The organism is Marinoscillum sp. MHG1-6, assembly GCF_024714475.1.
Taxonomy (GTDB): Bacteria; Bacteroidota; Bacteroidia; order Cytophagales; family Cyclobacteriaceae; genus JAMZMI01.
The window spans coordinates 301,586-318,898 of the sequence record NZ_JAMZMI010000004.1 but is presented as its reverse complement, the minus strand read 5'-3'; the positions used below and the strand labels follow the sequence as shown (position 1 = coordinate 318,898).

At 41.4% G+C, this 17,313-nt stretch carries 12 protein-coding genes; 5 read left to right on the top strand and 7 right to left on the bottom strand.

The genetic code is table 11. From position 1 onward, the window contains the following. Entirely contained in the window at nucleotides 1–1,362 is a 1,362-nt protein-coding gene (gene hisS, locus NXR94_RS11340) for a histidine--tRNA ligase (protein ID WP_258104745.1), read from the bottom strand. Between the two features lie 68 nt (nucleotides 1,363–1,430). Here hisS and NXR94_RS11335 point away from each other — a divergent pair, with 68 nt between their 5' ends. Next, complete coding sequence (locus NXR94_RS11335; RefSeq protein WP_258104935.1) at nucleotides 1,431–1,697, top strand: hypothetical protein; 267 nt, start codon at nucleotides 1,431–1,433, stop codon at nucleotides 1,695–1,697. A 52-nt stretch (nucleotides 1,698–1,749) separates the two neighbouring features. Here NXR94_RS11335 and NXR94_RS11330 read toward each other — a convergent pair whose 3' ends face one another. The 3 genes from NXR94_RS11330 to NXR94_RS11320 form a co-directional block, all read right to left on the bottom strand. Further along, nucleotides 1,750–2,514 carry a YdcF family protein gene (locus tag NXR94_RS11330; protein ID WP_258104744.1) on the bottom strand — a complete coding sequence of 255 codons (765 nt, stop codon included), beginning with the start codon at nucleotides 2,512–2,514 and terminating at the stop codon, nucleotides 1,750–1,752. Between the two features lies 1 nt (nucleotide 2,515). Continuing rightward, nucleotides 2,516–5,509, bottom strand: coding sequence for an ATP-binding cassette domain-containing protein (locus NXR94_RS11325; RefSeq protein ID WP_258104743.1), 2,994 nt, complete (start codon nucleotides 5,507–5,509; stop codon nucleotides 2,516–2,518). 95 nt (nucleotides 5,510–5,604) lie between these two features. After that, nucleotides 5,605–6,507 carry a hypothetical protein gene (locus tag NXR94_RS11320; protein WP_258104742.1) on the bottom strand — a complete coding sequence of 301 codons (903 nt, stop codon included), beginning with the start codon at nucleotides 6,505–6,507 and terminating at the stop codon, nucleotides 5,605–5,607. A gap of 110 nt (nucleotides 6,508–6,617) precedes the next feature. On the opposite strand from NXR94_RS11320, the gene NXR94_RS11315 reads away from it, so the two are divergent. Further along, the gene (locus tag NXR94_RS11315) at nucleotides 6,618–6,824 is read left to right on the top strand and encodes a hypothetical protein (RefSeq protein WP_258104741.1); all 207 of its coding nucleotides are present in this window, start codon (nucleotides 6,618–6,620) and stop codon (nucleotides 6,822–6,824) included. 21 nt (nucleotides 6,825–6,845) lie between these two features. Here NXR94_RS11315 and NXR94_RS11310 read toward each other — a convergent pair whose 3' ends face one another. Further along, entirely contained in the window at nucleotides 6,846–8,324 is a 1,479-nt protein-coding gene (locus NXR94_RS11310) for a glutamate synthase subunit beta (protein WP_258104740.1), read from the bottom strand. Continuing rightward, nucleotides 8,325–12,803 carry a glutamate synthase large subunit gene (gene gltB, locus NXR94_RS11305; protein ID WP_258104739.1) on the bottom strand — a complete coding sequence of 1,493 codons (4,479 nt, stop codon included), beginning with the start codon at nucleotides 12,801–12,803 and terminating at the stop codon, nucleotides 8,325–8,327. A 397-nt stretch (nucleotides 12,804–13,200) separates the two neighbouring features. Between gltB and NXR94_RS11300 the strand changes: the two genes are divergently transcribed. Further along, on the top strand, nucleotides 13,201–14,016 hold the full coding sequence (locus NXR94_RS11300; RefSeq protein WP_258104738.1) for an SDR family oxidoreductase: 816 nt from the start codon (nucleotides 13,201–13,203) through the stop codon (nucleotides 14,014–14,016). A 5-nt stretch (nucleotides 14,017–14,021) separates the two neighbouring features. Here NXR94_RS11300 and NXR94_RS11295 read toward each other — a convergent pair whose 3' ends face one another. Further along, on the bottom strand, nucleotides 14,022–14,741 hold the full coding sequence (locus tag NXR94_RS11295; protein WP_258104737.1) for an NUDIX domain-containing protein: 720 nt from the start codon (nucleotides 14,739–14,741) through the stop codon (nucleotides 14,022–14,024). Nucleotides 14,742–14,914: 173 nt separating this feature from the next. Between NXR94_RS11295 and NXR94_RS11290 the strand changes: the two genes are divergently transcribed. Continuing rightward, a complete protein-coding gene (locus NXR94_RS11290) occupies nucleotides 14,915–16,579 on the top strand; it encodes a ribulokinase (RefSeq protein WP_258104736.1) in 1,665 nt (554 codons plus the stop codon). Next, the gene (locus NXR94_RS11285) at nucleotides 16,579–17,280 is read left to right on the top strand and encodes an L-ribulose-5-phosphate 4-epimerase (RefSeq protein WP_258104735.1); all 702 of its coding nucleotides are present in this window, start codon (nucleotides 16,579–16,581) and stop codon (nucleotides 17,278–17,280) included. The genes NXR94_RS11290 and NXR94_RS11285 overlap by 1 nt, the downstream gene beginning before the upstream one ends. Nucleotides 17,281–17,313: the final 33 nt, after the last annotated feature.

Genomic DNA, 17,313 nt, shown 5'->3' with positions numbered 1-17,313 from the left:
TTAGTCGTTTTGAATCAACTGAATTATTTCATTGATATCGAGCGTCTGTTGTTCACCACTTTTCATGTTCTTAAAAGCGTATTTTCCGGTTTTGATCTCCTCGGAACCAATTACGATGGTGTAAGGAATTCCGATTTTATCAGCGTAATTAAATTGTTTTTTAATTTTTATTACATCAGGATATATCTCGCAAGTAATTCCGGCGGATCGCATTTTTGCCAGTAGTCCCAGACCATGTTCAAAACTTTCCTGATCGAAGTGAAGTATCAAAGCATCCACTGGCTGGTTTACTGAAGTAGGGAAGAGGTTCTTCTCGGTTAGGACGTCATAGATCCGGTCCAAACCGAACGAGATTCCAACACCTGAAACATTTTCCATTCCAAAAACACCTGTAAGGTTATCATATCGCCCACCACCACAAATGCTTCCAATTTTCACGTCGTTTGCTTTTACTTCAAAGATAACTCCGGTATAGTAGGTTAGACCACGAGCCAGACTAAAGTCCAGTTCCACATTGGCGTCAGAACCCCCTGCTAATTTTAAGAATTTAAAATAGTCCTTTAGCTCATCAATTCCTCTTGAAGAACCTAAAATCGATGCAATTGCTTCTAGTTTGGAAGCACTGGAATCTTCTTTACCAAAGATCTCAAATAATTCAGCAATTTTAGCAGAGTCAGCACCGAGGCCAATAAGTTCTTCTGTTACCTTCTCATCGCCAATCTTGTCAAGTTTATCTATGGCTACACAAAATGGGATTTCCTGACCCGGTAATCCTACGAAGGAGGCCAATTTAGATAATATGTCCCGGTGATTGATTTTAATGGTGATTTGCTCATATTTCAGGTCTCTGAATACATCCTGGATAAGCATGGTCAGGTTGACCTCATTCCATAGCGAATCAGTACCTACAATATCGGCGTCGCACTGATAAAACTCCCGATACCTTCCTTTTTGCGGTCGGTCGGCTCTCCAGACCGGCTGGATTTGGAATCTTTTAAAGGGAAATGTGATATCATTTCGGTGCTGCACAACAAATCGTGCAAAGGGAACAGTCAAATCATAGCGAAGCCCTTTTTCAGATATTTTGCTTAGCATTTGCTGACTTCCACCTTCAAGGTCATCAGTGGTTACATTTTTTAGGTAATCACCAGAATTGATAATTTTAAAAAGCAACTTGTCTCCTTCATCACCATATTTCCCGGTAAGGGTCGAAAGGTTCTCTATAGCTGGGGTTTCGATTTGGCTAAAACCGTAAAGTTTAAAGTTGGACTTGATGATGTCCATGATGTAGTTTCGTCTTGACGATTCTTCAGGGCCAAAATCGCGTGTTCCTTTAGGAATAGAAGGTTTCTGAGTTGACATATAAAAATTTTGCACAAATCTAACTAAACCCGTAAATTTGCACCTCGTTTAACGGAAATGATCTAAAAATGGCGATTACTAGACTAGAAAGAAAAGGTAGAAAGAACAAAGCCAGAGCGAAAGCTCGTGTAAATACAATCAAAAGATTGAACAGCGCACCTGTATTGAAAATGGTTGACGTTGAGGCAATTAAAGCAGAGTTCGAGAAAAAAGCTGCTCCTAAAAAAGCTAGCAAAAGCAAAGCTGAGAAAAAGGAGGAAGTAAAAGAAGTAGAAGCGAAGGTTGAAGAAACTCCTGTTGCTGAAGCTGAGGCTCCTGAGAAAACAGAGGAGTAATCATCCATTCAAAAATATTATCAAAGGCCTGATTCATTTGAGTCAGGCTTTTTTATGCATATCCCAGGAGCTTGTAGGTGACGTAACCTACCCACTCTTTGAAGAGTATTCTCCAATTATTCAGTGCTATTGCTGATGGCAAAATCCACTGAATATCAAAGTCGACTGGTCCGGAGCGATAGTCCACAGGATAGGCGATCACATCCAGTCCCTGTTTTTTAAAACAGGCCATAGCTCGTTTCATATGGTAGGCAGAAGTAATGAGCAATGCTCTTCGGTCTTGCAAATTTTCATGAACCAAAAAATCTTTAGTAAAGCGGGCATTTTCATAACTATTTCGCGCCTGCTTCTCAATGAACAAATCACTCTGTTCAATTTTTGAGGCATGGAGTAGGGGAAGCAATGCCTCGCTTTCCGGAGTTCTTTCTTTTTTAATGACGGAAATGCCCCCTGTTACAAGTACCCGGGCAATCAGTCCATCATGGTAAAGTGTAATGGCTTCTGTAATTCTATCGGCTCCTTCAGAAAAGTGAATTTGATCCTCCGGGATAAAGTCCGGATGCGCCATTCCCGTCAGGACAATTCCTATGTCTGTATAGGGGAGGTCTGCCTTATTTATCGGTGGGAATTCCCATTGCCTCATGGCATAGTTAGATAAGAAAGGGTTGCTGAAAAGGACCAGCAGGATCAAAGAGGCAGGAAGTATAAATCTGGGTTTGTTGGTTTTTTTATTCCAGAGTCCATAAATCAACCCCACAAGAATCCACAGGAAGGGATCAATTAGTATCCCCAGTACCTTCGATAAATAGAAAAACATGCTAGAACAGGGATACGAATTTCCTTAACCAATCAAAGTACAGGGCTACAAAAAGGACAACGGTCATAAGCCAAATGATGTAGACGTTGAATATTGACGTATCGATTAATGCTCCAAAAAAATGTTTGTAGGGCACATAAAATTGAGCTCTGAAATCAAAGACATGATCCGGGAAGGTTGGCTCAGAGAATATCGGATAAATTTTCTGAATGATCTCATCCCCCACGGTGATGAACCTCTGCTCAGCAGCTGTGTTTTTGACAAGTTCAGCAATGGCTTGATTTTCACATTTGTTCCTAAAGTCAATCAACTTCTGATGATCATTTTCGTCCTTTGTGTATTTACTTAGGAATGCTTGTTTCAGCTCGTTGGCTTTCTTATACCTCTTATTATAGTACGATTCCAGTTTCTTGAGGAAAGCTCTGGTACTTTCATAGGTGTGTTCCTTGAAATTATGGATTTCTAACTCATCAATTTCAGGGAATTCCGCACCTTTAATACTTAGCAGTTCTCTTTGAAGAGCTTTTTTGATTATAGCCAGATTTGAAATGATATGAACACTATCTTCTGGAGTACTTCCATTGATCTTGTGATGGATATATTCCAGGTCCGACTCCAGTTCGGGGAAAAAATAGATGGTTTTATACTCTGACTCCGCCATGATTTTATCTTCACCATAAAAATTGGCTTCGTAGTCATTGTACACAAATTGATGAACGGCCAGAGCTTCAAAAGCCCATCGTGAGGCCATGATTTCTCCGATGAATGGAACCTTATCTCTGGTGCTGAGATTTGGGTGAAGTTTATCGAAATTTACTACGACACCACTCAGGATGAGCTGTGGTATGACCAACAATGGAATCAGGATATAAACAGTTACCGCAGATTTGAATGCTGATGAGATATTTAGCCCAAGTACATTGGCGAAACAAGAGACAGAGAAAAGGATCATCCAAAAGGTGAGATTCATTCCATGGATCTCCAATATAAAGCTCCCGATAAGAACGAATGTGAGCGTTTGAACGGCAGAAAGTCCGAATAGGATAAACAACTTGGAAAAAAGGTAACTCCCCCGACTCAGGTTTAGAAACGATTCTCTCTTAAGAATTTTCTGGTCCTTGATAATTTCCTCGGCACTCACAGTTAAGCCCATAAAAAGGGCAACGATCACACTCATGAAAAAGAAAACCGGAATATTGAGGTTTTCTCTAAACACGTAATCCGTCATTTCATGAGGGATGTATTTCACAATAAATGCAAGAATCACGGCCAGGACGGGCGCCTCAAGCAGGTTGATGAAGAGATATTGTTTATTACTGAGTTTAGCCTTTAGGTCACGTATAGTGAAGATGGCCAGTTGCTTCAGTTTGTTTGGAACATGCAGTGTTTTATGGGGAACGATAGCTGTTTCAGTTATCTCCTCTATGGTAATTTGTTCTTTGAAATGCTGGTTCCACTGGGCAGGGGTAACCTTCCTTTGATTTGTAAAATTCCCATATTCATTGATGACCTTGGACTCAATGATGTTAAATATCTGTTCCGGGTTGACTGCCTTCGACGGGTCAACCATTTTCACGATGCTTTTAAAATATTCAATGGCCCCAATTGGGTTACCATAATAGACCTGATAGCCCCCAACATCAAGAATGATGAGCTTATCAAACATCTTAAATATTTCTTCCGAAGGCTGGTGGATAACTACAAAGATCATCTTGCCCTTAAGGGAAAGCTCTTTTAGCAGGTCCATGATGTTTTCGGAGTCTCTGGATGAAAGTCCACTTGTAGGTTCATCCACAAACATCACGGAGGGCTCTCTCAATAGTTCCAGTCCGATATTAAGTCTTTTGCGCTGACCACCGGATATGGTCTTCTCCAGAGGGGAACCAACCTTCAGGTTTCTGGTTTCATAAAGCCCTAGTGATTGCAGGGTCTTTGTTACCAGTGATTCTAACTGGCCATCGTTTAGAGATTTGAAACACAGCTTCGCAGCATAGAAGAGGTTGTCAAAAACAGTCAGTTCTTCGATGAGTAGATCATCTTGAGGAACATATCCAATGACTCCGTCAATCTTACTCTTCTGGGTATGAATGTCAACCCCATTAATTCTAACGCTTCCCTTTGACGGTTGCTCGTTTCCATTAAGGACATTCAGCAAAGTCGATTTTCCTGCACCGGACCCACCCATTAGGGCTATGAGCTTTCCGGATTCTTCTTCAATATTGACGTCCCTAAGTCCGAGGTCTCCGTTTGGAAATTTGAAGGAGATATTTCTGGCGGTGAAGGTGATGTGGTGATCCGAATCAATGGTCTGAAACTCATTGACAATTTCACTGTGATAAATAGGAGAGAAGTCGGTAGACTTGATAACGCTTCCTGTAGGGAAAACGTAAATTCTCCCGTTCCTCATGGGAGCACCATTCAACTCAAGGTCATGTTCTCCGATATATTTGGTTAAGTAAATATTGACTTCAGGAACGAGCAGCACAAAAAGAAAACCCGGCATGCCTTCATGGGCCAGGTGGCGACACCTCTCAGGGACTTCTTCTTTTCCATTGTCAATGATCAGGATGTTACGGGAAATAATTTTTTTTCTGTCTTCGAAAATTACAAAGGCTTTAACCAAATCAGTTACCCGTTTACTTACATTGAGTTGTTCACTTATGTAATACAATAATTCTTGCTCACGCTCTGAAACATGCCCATCAGCTGCAATGAGGATGATAAGGTGAAGGATGATTGCAACTTTTTGCTGGACGGTTTGTTCCCTGTTGATTTTGCTGCATTCCTTTATTATGCGCTTCTTTTCAGATTCTTTATCGAGAGCCTGCTCACTAGAGAGTTTAATAAAGAGCGTCATGTACCTGATAGCATCTGTCTCATTGAGACTCTCTTCCAAAAAAGTCTGGATGGAAGCTTTTTCATCAAGTGTTACATCATCCTCTTTAGCGACGATAGCTAACAATAGTATGATTGCACTTAGGGTTTCTTCACTCATGTATTAGGCGTTTGTGAGGTCGGGCTAAAATACAAAAAAGCATTGAAGATACTCCTCAATGCTTTCGTTTAGGTTAGGTAGGTTAGTTAAAATCTTTAAAGCTCTACAATGTCTTTTCTAATTCTTTTTACCTCTTCAGTCACATCGTAAAGCATATCCTGAGTAATGACGAAGTTGCCTGTATTTGCTTTGATCTTTTCTTCAATGACTGCAAGGTCATCATTATATAAGATTTTTAAGATGTTCATTTCGCTGATCATGTGCGTAATGATTTCAGTACGAGGTAAGTCATTAAGAAGTCCAATGATGTCCAATAATGGTTTTTTCTGATCAAGAACTACTCGAACCAGAGGCTCAAGGATAAGGTTTCTGGTCTGATCATCAAGAACATCTTCTGGATAGGTTTCAATTACTTTAGTTGCGAGGTAAAGACCTTCAACAAAGCTTCCGGTTAGAACAAGACCAGCGATTGATGCTCTATCTGAAGTCTCTAATCTTTCCTCAGCCTCGAGGATTGCGTCGTTTAGAACTTTGTTAAATTCTTCCGGACTACCCATGGATTCCTGGAATTTTTCCATTGTGGCAACATTAAATACAGTTGCAATACCTAGAGCTTCTGCAAGGTCATGACATTTCTGCATGTATTCCATAGCATCCGCACCTTTCTTATAAGATGACAGGTATCCGATGTCAGTTGCGTAAACTCCCAGATTTAAAGCAGCCTCATCTTCTTTTGCACTGTAGTGCTCAATTTTAGTAAGATCGTTGATTAGAGACTTATCGAAATCAGCTCCGATCGCCTGCATTGTGTATGGGACCTCAGAAGGTGAGGGTAAATCGCCTATTACTTTACTGATATCAGTCGTGATTTGTTGCTCTTCATCAAATTCCACTTCACTGGACGATTCAGTTTTTGTTGATCCTCCACAACTTAGGAGCGCCCCTGACAGGGATCCAATCGCGATGAAGTTGAGCAATGAGCGAGAGTTTAATTTCATTTTAGAAGATAGTTAGTTTATGATTTTCAATTTTAATGTTTTTTTGACTGGCATTGAAATTTCGAATCAATATTTTCGTCCTAAGTTATACTTGGATCAATTTACTGAAAATGGCGGGACTGGCTTTTAGCAGCTTAAGAGTAGGGCATAGGTATTGGCTCAGAAATTTTGGAGATCTATATGAGTTTCAGATCACAGAATATCTGGGTTCAGATGATTTTTACCTTAAAGATTTAAATACCCTGGAGTATTATCAGTTATCAGAACTGATTAAGTATGGGAGGGGAAGGGATTTTGAATTAAGGGAGTTGAGATAACTCAACTCCCTTACGATTCTATCAAGATTGTAATTTGAAGAATGATTCTTGTTTGGATGGTAGGAGTGACGATCCCATCAAATGGATATCAAGAGCTCTTGCAGCCTCTCGTCCTTCTGAAATGGCCCAAACCACCAAAGATTGCCCTCTTCGCATATCACCAGCAGCAAAGACATCTTTATCACTGGTCTGGTAGTTATCAGCTTTTACATTTCCTCTTTCATCAAGGTCTAGCTCCAACTGCTCGATCATTCCTTCTTGTTGAGGATGAACGAAACCAGCAGCAATCAAGGCAAGCTCGCATGGTATCACTTCTTCTGTTCCTTCTACCTCTTTAAAGCCTTTTTCACCCCACTCGATTCTAACGATCTTCATTCCCGCCAGTTCACCTTTGTCATTACCGATAAACTCTTTGGTTAGAACCGCCCAATCTCTCGAACATCCCTCTTCATGAGAAGTGGAGGTTTTCAAGGTCATAGGCCATTCTGGCCACGGGTTATGTACAGCCCTGCTATCAGGGGGCTTAGAAAGTAACTCGATTTGAGTCACAGATTTAGCTCCATGACGGTTAGATGTCCCAACACAGTCAGAACCTGTGTCACCACCACCGATTACAACCACATTTTTCCCAGTAGCCATGATCGGTGCTTCCAAAGTTTCTCCCTTGTGATTTACAAGTTCATTTTTTGCTTCAGAGACACGGTTATTTTGCTGACTTAAAAAGTCCATCGCGAAATGTATGCCTTCAAGATCCTTACCGGGAAGCGGTAGGCCTCTTGGTACAGTAGATCCTCCGGCTAACATGATTGCATCAAAGTCGGACTTAAGACTTTCTACTGATATATTTTCACCAACGTTCGCATTAGTCTTGAAGTTGATACCTTCTTCCTCCATTACCTTCAACCTGCGGTCGATGGTCCACTTTTCAAGTTTGAAATCAGGAATACCTAATCGGAGAAGTCCACCAATTCTTTCAGCTCTTTCAAAAACTGTTACATTGTGTCCAGCCTTATTTAACTGCTGAGCTGCAGCCAGGCCCGCCGGTCCTGATCCTACAACGGCAACAGACTTACCTGTACGGGTTTTAGGAGGGTTTGCTTTAACATAACCCTTTTCGAAAGCCATTTCAATGATTGACTTTTCGATATGTTCTATTGCAACAGGTGGTTTGTGGATACCTAGTACACAAGAAGCTTCACAAGGAGCAGGGCAAATTCTTCCCGTAAATTCAGGGAAGTTATTGGTAGACGTCAGAATATCGTACGCCGCTTCCCAATCCTGCTTATAAACCGCATCATTGAAGTCAGGAATCTGATTTCCCAGCGGACATCCATTGTGACAAAATGGGATTCCGCAATCCATGCATCGTGCAGCCTGATTATTTGTTTTTTCCTCAGCAAATGGTTCGTAGATTTCTTTATAATCTCCAATTCGCTGTTTCGGATCTCTTGATGAAGGTAACTCTCTATCGTATTTTAAAAAACCGTCTACTGCTCCCATTTATGCTACTTTTTCTTTTAATCTTTTTTCTTCAAGTACTCTCTTCAGGTCATTTGGCATAACCTTCACAAACTTCGACTGGTACTTATCCCAGTTTTCAAGAATTTCTTTAGCACGTCCGCTGTCAGTAAGCTCAATGTGCTTCTCGATTTCCTCTTTCACATAGATAAGATCCTCAGCCTGCAGTTTTTCAAGAGAGACCATTTCACCATTCAACCTGTCATTGAATGCATCAAATTCATCAATTACGTATGCGATACCACCACTCATACCAGCAGCAAAGTTGTTTCCTGTTTCACCAAGAATGATCACTTTTCCGCCAGTCATGTATTCGCAGCCATGGTCTCCAATACCTTCAACAACAGCCTCAACTCCAGAGTTTCTTACACAGAAACGTTCCCCGGCCATTCCATTGATGTAAGCTTTACCAGAAGTAGCGCCATAAAACGCTACGTTACCAATAATGATGTTTTCGCTAGGTACGAATGAAGTCTTCTCAGGAACTTTGATAACAAGCGTTCCTCCTGAAAGACCTTTTCCACAGTAGTCATTGGCCTGACCTTCCAATTCGAACTCTACGCCAGGAGCAAGGAAGGCTCCGAAGCTCTGTCCTGCATATCCTTTGAATCCAACTTTAGCTTTATTCAACTGTAGCCCTTTGCCACCGTACTTTTTGGAGATCTCATGAGAGAACATCGCTCCAACTGAACGATCGGTATTGATGATGTCGTATAGCTTATGATTCTGTTCTTTTACCAGGTAATCCTCGATGATTTTGGTATCAAGAACATGTTCTAATCCATGGTTTTGTTCAATTTGGTTATATACACCAAATGAATCAGGCACCATCTCCTTGTTAAGGATTGGATTAAAGTCGATAGTTTTCAACTTCCAGTGATCCAGATCAGACTTCACTTTAAGAACCTCTGACTGTCCTACCATTTCATTCACCGTTTTGAAACCAAGTTCAGCCATGATTTCTCTTAGCTCTTGAGCAATGAACCTAAAGAAATTCACTACGTGATCAGGGTTACCTGTGAATAGTTTTCTTAGTTCAGGTTTCTGTGTTGCAATACCGACCGGACAAGTGTTCAGATGGCATTTTCTCATCATGATACAACCTTCAACAATAAGAGCGGTTGTAGCAAAACCATATTCTTCAGCACCGAGTAGTGTGGCTACAGCCACATCTCTACCGGTCATAAGCTTGCCATCCGTTTGCAGGACAATTCTGCTTCGCAGGTTGTTTCTAAGAAGGGTCTGATGTGCTTCTGAAAGTCCCATTTCCCACGGGAGTCCAGCGTGTCTGATAGAACTGATTGGAGAAGCTCCGGTACCACCATCTGCTCCTGAAATCATGATTACGTCAGCCTTTGCTTTAGCCACACCTGATGCGATCGTACCTACTCCAGCTTCTGATACCAGTTTTACATTAATTCTGGCATGTCTGTTGGCATTTTTAAGATCATAGATCAGCTGTGCCAAGTCTTCGATTGAATAGATGTCGTGGTGTGGGGGAGGAGAGATCAAACCTACTCCCGGAGTCGAGTGTCTTACACGTGCAATCCAGTCATCTACTTTATGTCCCGGAAGCTGACCACCTTCACCAGGCTTCGCTCCCTGAGCAATTTTAATTTGAAGTTCGTCCGCTTCTTTTAGGTAGTTACTTGTAACACCAAACCTTCCGGACGCAATTTGCTTGATAGCAGATCTTTCCCAGTCTCCATTGGGTTTCTTTTCGAACCTGATTTCATCTTCACCCCCTTCTCCACTGTTACTCTTACCACCAATTCGGTTCATGGCAATAGCCAGGGTCGAGTGCGCTTCGTAAGAGATGGATCCGAATGACATCGCACCGGTTGCGAATCGCTTAAGGATATTTTCTACCGGCTCAACTTCTTCCAATGGCACTGATGGACGCGCTTTGAAGTCAAATAAACTTCTTAGCGTACTATTCTTCGCCTGATGGTTGTAAACGGATTCAGAGTACTTCTTCCAAAGTTCATAATCATTTAGAGAAGTTGACTTTTGGAGTAAATGAATTGTTTCAGGGTTCAATAGGTGAACCTCTCCATTTCTTTTCCACTGAAAGAATCCGCCAACCTCAAGAATCTTTTTATCTGACTCATATCCAGCATGGTGCTTGATAAGTGCCTCTTTTTCAAGATCATCAAAGGTCAATCCATCCAATCGGCTAACGGTTCCTTTGAAACATTTAGATACTACTTCTGCTCCAAGTCCTACACACTCAAAGATTTGAGCTGCCTGGTAAGACTGAAGGGTACTGATACCCATTTTTGATAAGATCTTGAGAAGCCCCTGACCAACCGCATTAGTGAAGTTGTCATAGTATTTTCCAAGCTTAACACTTTGATCAAGAACTCCTTCATTTTGAAGGCTCTTGATGATATCGTAAACCTTGAATGGGTATACAGCACTGGCACCATAACCAATAATGGTTGCAAAATGATGCGTTTCCCAAATATCCCCGGCCTCAATGACAAGACTGGATTTGGTTCTAAGGTTTTTCTCTACGAGATAATGATGAACTGCTCCTGTCGCCAAAAGCGATGGAATCGGAACGTGTTTTTCGTCAACATTTCTGTTGCTTAGGATGATTACACATTTCCCGGATTCAACGGCCTCTTCAGCTTCTTTACAAACACGGTTGATCGCCTCCTTTAAGGTAACTTGGGAAGGATCATACACTGATTCAATTTTGTGATGACCAAACCCAATGTCCTCTTGCTCCATAAGCTTATGGTAGCCTGCATGAGATAGTACCGGTTGTGAAATATGGATTTGACGGGTATGCTCCGGAGTTTCATCCAGAATGTTCTGTGCTTCACCCACACGAGTGAAAAGGCTCATTACCAAACGCTCTCTGATTGGGTCAATAGGAGGGTTGGAAACCTGCGCAAAATATTGTTTGAAGTAGTTAGCAACATGCTGACTCTGTCTGGAAATAACAGCCAGTGGAGAATCAGACCCCATTGAGCCAACAGGTTCTTTTCCTTGAAGAGCCATTGGCTCAAGAGTCATCTTCAGATCCTCCTGAGTGTAGCCATAGGCCTTCATTTGCTTCAATAATGTATCATCATCCACTTCCTCGATCGTGTAATCAGGAGTAGGAAGCAATTTCAATTTGATTCTTTCTTTCTTAACCCAGTCAAAATATGGTTTGGATTCGATCACAGTTCTTTTGATCTCATCATCCTTAACCAATTTGTTGTTAGGAAGGTCTATCCACAACATTTTTCCTGGCTGCAAACGGCCATTTTCAAGGATGTTGTCTGGATCAAGGTTTAGTGCACCAACCTCAGATGCCATGATCACTCTGCCGTCTTTTGTTACACAGTAACGTACCGGACGCAGACCGTTTCTATCCAAGGTAGCTCCAAGCTCAGTTCCATTCGTGAAGAATAGAGCTGCAGGACCATCCCATGGTTCCATGATGGCAGAATGGTATTTGTAGAACGCCTTCTTTTCAGCGTCCATGCCTTTATTGTCCTGCCATGCTTCCGGAACAAGCATCATCATTACATGCGGAAGCTTACGTCCACCAAGGTATAGAAGTTCAACCAACGCGTCGAGGTTAGCTGAATCTGAATTCTTAATATCAGTTACCGGAAGTAGCCATTGCAGTTCTTCGTCTGTGAAGTATTTTGAAGACATAGTAGCCTCCTTGGACTTCATTTTGTTGACGTTTCCTCTGATGGTGTTGATTTCACCATTATGGGCAAGGTAACGGAAAGGCTGAGCTAACTTCCAGTTAGGGAAGGTGTTAGTCGAGAATCTTGAGTGAACTATCGCGAAGGTTGATACATATTTCTCATTTCTCAGGTCATGATAGTAACGACCAACTTGATCAGTTCTCAACTGTCCTTTATAAATAATCTTTTTGCTGGAGAAGCTACATACGTAGAAGTCGCCATTTTCACCTTTGACATTGTGCTCAACTTCGTGCGAAGCATAGTTGCTCAGAACAAATAGCTTTCTTTCTAATTCGTCCTGACTCATTTCGTCATTGGCTCCAACAAAAACCTGCTCAACGTATGGTTCAACAGCTTTTGATTCATGACCTGGCACCAATTCGTCTACTGGTACCAATCTGTACCCAATCAGGCTAAGACCTAAATTGCTAATACATTCATTTAAGATGCTTCTGCACTTTTCTCTCAGCTGATAGTTTTTTGGTAAGAAAAGCATCCCCACGCCATAAGTACCCCTTTTAGGAAGATTTATAGCGAATTTTGATAACTCCTCTTTAAAAAAGGAATGAGGAATTTGAGTTAAGATACCAGCTCCGTCACCTGAGTCCGGGTCACTACCCGTACCACCTCTGTGTTCCATGCAACATAGCATCGAAAGAGCATCTTTCACTACATTATGGTCAGGTTTGTTACTTAGGTTTGCTACACATCCAACACCACACGAATCGTGTTCAAATTCTTTCCTATATAATGTCTTTTTCTGCATACTTTTTTCCTCCGAGTATTCGGTAAAATGACGTCAAAATTATCGCTTTTTATCAGCGAAATAAAATATAATATGGCTTATTACTAAGTCCTTAAAATATTATTTCAATTTTTTCAAAACGTATTCTTAAAAATTGAGGGAATGCAAATTTAATCAGCTTTAATGTGAAATGATTACGAAAGTGGTAATCATTTTTCCTATTAATTGCCTTTTGTTCAAAATAATACCTATTTGCTGAGATAGGCGGTTTTTCATTTTTACGCTCTTTTGCGAAGTAATACGTATAAATGCTTAGAAACATAGATAAAGTAAAGCTTATATACGAATATTTATATAAATATGGCTCTCAGGTGGTATTCAATTGGATAATTTTGGGCTCTAAAATGAAAATGATATTATGATAAGCTGTAGTGATCTGGAAGGAAAAGTGGCTGTAGTCACTGGTGGAGCTGGTATTTTATCCGGAGCCTTAATTGATGGCCTGGTGGCCAATGGAGTCAAAATTGGATTGCTGGGAAGACGTCTGGATGCCTTAAGTGAAGTAGCGGACAGGGTTCGTGAAAACGGCGGAGAATCGATTTGTTTAGTTGCAGATGTGTTGGATCGTTCGGCTTTGGAGGATGCACGTGCTGAGGTGCTAAGCAAATGGGGTAAAATTGATATCCTCATCAATGCGGCAGGAGGGAATATGGCAGGAGCGACAATTATGCCTGATGGTTCGTTTTTCGATATAGACCTTAAGGCCCTTCAGGGAGTAATAGATCTAAACTTCATGGGGTCTGTTGTTCCTTCGGTAGTGTTTGGAGAATCGATGTCAAAGAAAGGACAAGGAAATATTATTCATATTTCTTCAATGTCAGCGTCCAGGCCAATGACGAGGGTGGTGGGTTATTCTGCTGCAAAGGCCGGTATTGATAATCTCACCAAGTGGATGGCAGTAGAGTTCGCAAATAAATACGGCGAAGGGATGAGGGTTAATGCGATTGCACCTGGCTTTTTCCTTACGAAACAAAATGAGCGTCTGCTGACGGAGGAAGATGGCTCATTAACATCCAGGGGTAAAACAATTGTAGATCATACTCCAATGGGGAGATTTGGTCAGCCTGATGAATTGATTGGTACACTACTTTGGTTGTGCAGCGATGCTTCGAAATTCGTAACCGGAACAACCATTCCCGTTGATGGAGGTTTTAGTGCCTTTTCAGGTGTGTAGAAAAACTATAGCTTGAAAATAAAGCCGTCAGCTACTTTCTCCTTGTATTTACGTTTGTCAAACATGTAAAGGAACGATCCCTTCTTGGAAGAGCTCATGTCTTTTTCATCAAGTTTGACGAGGATGTCTAGCTGACGTATTTTTTTACTGAAGTTTCTCTTGTCCAGTTCTATGTCTAAAATCGCCTCATAGAGTTTCTGCAACTGTCGCATCGTGAATTTTTCCGGAAGCAATTCAAAGCCGATAGGTTGAATAGATGTCTTGTACCTTAATTGTTTGATGGCTGCATTGACAATGTCATTATGGTCAAAGATCAGCTTGGGAACTTTTTTAAGGGGAAACCAGCTTGCGGAGTGATGCTTCAGTAATTCCTTGTCATGTTCCTCGATGTTAATTAAAGAATAGAAAGGAACGGAAACCGTACGCTCGACAGGGTCTCTGTCCGGTTTACTAAAGACCTGAATTTGCTCCATGTAAACATCGTGCAATCCGGTCAGGTTATAGAGTACACGATTGGCAGCTTCTTCGAGTGTTTCCTCTTCGAGCATAAACCCGCCCATAAGGGACCAGCTTCCTAACTCAGGCTCATAGTCCCGTTTTATGATAAGTAATTTCAGCTCTTCGTTGTCAAATCCAAAGATGATACTATCAACTGCCAGTAAAGTTCTGAAATTGTGTTTGTAGGCAGTAATGGTCGGACGATCTAAAAAAAATTCTTTATCCATCTTAAAAATGATGAAAACGATTTCAACAGGTCTGGTTTATCAATCAAACGTTTGCAACTAGCGAAGGTAGGAAATATCCTGATTTTCAGACAGAAAATGAACAATTGTTTTGCTTACACTTATGAATTTATTTTAATAATTTAGCTGCAAATTGAAAAAATCATAAAATCGGAATGAAAAATCAGTATGTAATTGGATTGGATTTTGGTACCGACTCTGTAAGGGCCGTTCTGGTAAATGCAGCTAATGGCGAAGCACTGGCGAGCAACGTGCAGTGGTATAAAAGATGGAAAGAAGGAAAGTACTGCAAGCCTGAAGAGAATCAATTTAGACAGCACCCCCTGGATCATATCGAAGGTATGGAAGCTTCCATTAAGGCGGTTGTGTCTGAAACCAAAGTTGACCCTGCTGAAGTAAAGGGTATTTGCATTGATACAACAGGATCTTCTCCTGTTCCTGTCAATGAAAAAGGAGAGGCACTTTCTTTGACTGCCGGGTTTGAAGAAAATCCTAACGCCATGATGATTTTGTGGAAGGATCATACTTCAATTGGAGAGGCAGATGAGATCAATGATCTGGCAAGAACATGGGGAGGAGAGGATTTCACTAAATATGAAGGTGGAATTTATTCCTCAGAATGGTTCTGGGCGAAGGTCCTTCACATTGCAAGAGAAGATAAAAAAGTTAAGGACAGTGCTTACACCTGGGTGGAGCATTGTGATTTGATGACTTACATTCTTGTTGGAGATGGAAATATTGACGGTCTTAAGAGAAGTAGATGTGCGGCTGGTCACAAGGCCATGTGGCATGAGAGCTGGGGAGGTCTTCCTGAAGATGCCTTCCTGAGCAAGCTTGATCCATATTTGGTTGAGTTAAAGAATAAATTATATACGGAAACCTATACATCTGATGTGGTTGCCGGAAAGCTGAACGCTGAGTGGGCTGGTAAATTAGGTCTTACTCAGGATACAGTTGTTTCGGTTGGTACTTTCGACGCACACTCTGGTGCGGTAGGTGCTGAAGTCGAAGAATTTACCCTTGTAAGAGTGATGGGTACTTCTACCTGCGACATTATCGTGTCATCCAAAGAGGTTGTAGGAGACAAGACGGTAAAAGGTATTTGTGGTCAGGTTGATGGTTCTGTGATTCCTGGAATGATAGGTCTTGAAGCCGGTCAGTCTGCCTTTGGTGATGTATTGGCATGGTTCAAAGATGTGATTTCCTGGCCGATCGACAATCTGATTGCTAAATCAGGAATGCTCACTACAGAACAAATTGATGAGCTTAAAGGAAGTATCATAGCGGAACTCTCTAAGCAAGCAGAGCAAACTCCTCTTAATGAAAGCGTGCCTGTAGCTCTTGATTGGGTTAATGGCCGTAGAACACCGGATGCCAATCAGGCATTAAAAGCTGGTATTGTTAACTTGAGCCTTGGTTCAAAAGCTCCTCATATATTCAGAGCATTGGTTGAAGCTATCTGCTTTGGTTCAAAGAAAATTGCTGATAGGTTCACTGCTGAGGGCGTTGAAATCAAATCTGTTGTAGCGATTGGTGGTGTGGCGAAGAAGTCTTCATTCGTAATGCAAACCCTTTCTAACGTAATGAATGTACCTATCAAAGTTGCTGTTTCTGATCAGGCACCTGCCTTGGGATCTGCGATGTATGCAGCTGTTGCAGCGGGTATTTACCCTTCAATGAAAGAATCATTGGCTGCGATGGGTAATGGTTTCGAAAAAACATATCATCCGCAGCCTGAGCAAGTTGAGCTTTATGCCAAACTATACGAGCGCTACAACCTGCTTGGTGAATTTGTAGAATCTAAAATCAACAATAAATAATGTCCAAGTTTTTAGAATTAAAAAGAGAATGCTACGAAGCTAATATGCAGCTTCCGGAATATGGTCTTGTAATTTTTACATTCGGTAATGTAAGTGCGGTTGACCGTAAGGAGGGGGTTTTTGCAATAAAGCCTAGTGGGGTAGATTACTCGATATTGAAGCCTGAAGATATTGTGATCGTTGATTATGATAACAATATTGTTGAGGGATCGATGAGGCCTTCTTCTGATACTAAAACTCACGCTTTCCTATACAAGGAGTGGGAGGAGATTGGTGGAATCACTCACACCCATTCTACCTATGCAGTTTCATGGGCTCAGGCACAAATGGATATTCCAATTTTTGGAACTACTCATGCTGATTATTTGACAACAGATATTCCTTGTGCTCCTCCGATGAGTGATGAGCTGATCAAAGGAAACTATGAGCACATGACCGGACAGCAGATCCTTGATTGCTTTCAGGAAAAGGGAATTTCCCACAAGGAAGTAGAAATGATTTTGCTAGGCAACCATGGTCCATTCACCTGGGGTAAGACAGCCGCTAAGTCTGTTTTCAATAGTAAACTTTTGGAAGAATTAGCAAAAATGGCTTACCTGACCAGGCAGATCAATCCACAGGCTCCAAGATTGAAGGATGCTCTTATAGACAAGCACTGGCAAAGAAAACATGGTAAGGATGCTTACTATGGTCAATCATAAGTCCAGTCCTTTTTAACAAATTCAACTAGAATA

Excerpts from the sequence above, each read along its gene's own strand:
- hisS (WP_258104745.1), bottom strand. The coding sequence starts at position 1,362 with ATGTCAACTCAGAAACCTTCTATTCCTAAAGGAACACGCGATTTTGGC.
- NXR94_RS11335 (WP_258104935.1), top strand. The coding sequence starts at position 1,431 with ATGGCGATTACTAGACTAGAAAGAAAAGGTAGAAAGAACAAAGCCAGA.
- NXR94_RS11330 (WP_258104744.1), bottom strand. The coding sequence starts at position 2,514 with ATGTTTTTCTATTTATCGAAGGTACTGGGGATACTAATTGATCCCTTC.
- NXR94_RS11325 (WP_258104743.1), bottom strand. The coding sequence starts at position 5,509 with ATGAGTGAAGAAACCCTAAGTGCAATCATACTATTGTTAGCTATCGTC.
- NXR94_RS11320 (WP_258104742.1), bottom strand. The coding sequence starts at position 6,507 with ATGAAATTAAACTCTCGCTCATTGCTCAACTTCATCGCGATTGGATCC.
- NXR94_RS11315 (WP_258104741.1), top strand. The coding sequence starts at position 6,618 with ATGGCGGGACTGGCTTTTAGCAGCTTAAGAGTAGGGCATAGGTATTGG.
- NXR94_RS11310 (WP_258104740.1), bottom strand. The coding sequence starts at position 8,324 with ATGGGAGCAGTAGACGGTTTTTTAAAATACGATAGAGAGTTACCTTCA.
- gltB (WP_258104739.1), bottom strand. The coding sequence starts at position 12,803 with ATGCAGAAAAAGACATTATATAGGAAAGAATTTGAACACGATTCGTGT.
- NXR94_RS11300 (WP_258104738.1), top strand. The coding sequence starts at position 13,201 with ATGATAAGCTGTAGTGATCTGGAAGGAAAAGTGGCTGTAGTCACTGGT.
- NXR94_RS11295 (WP_258104737.1), bottom strand. The coding sequence starts at position 14,741 with ATGGATAAAGAATTTTTTTTAGATCGTCCGACCATTACTGCCTACAAA.
- NXR94_RS11290 (WP_258104736.1), top strand. The coding sequence starts at position 14,915 with ATGAAAAATCAGTATGTAATTGGATTGGATTTTGGTACCGACTCTGTA.
- NXR94_RS11285 (WP_258104735.1), top strand. The coding sequence starts at position 16,579 with ATGTCCAAGTTTTTAGAATTAAAAAGAGAATGCTACGAAGCTAATATG.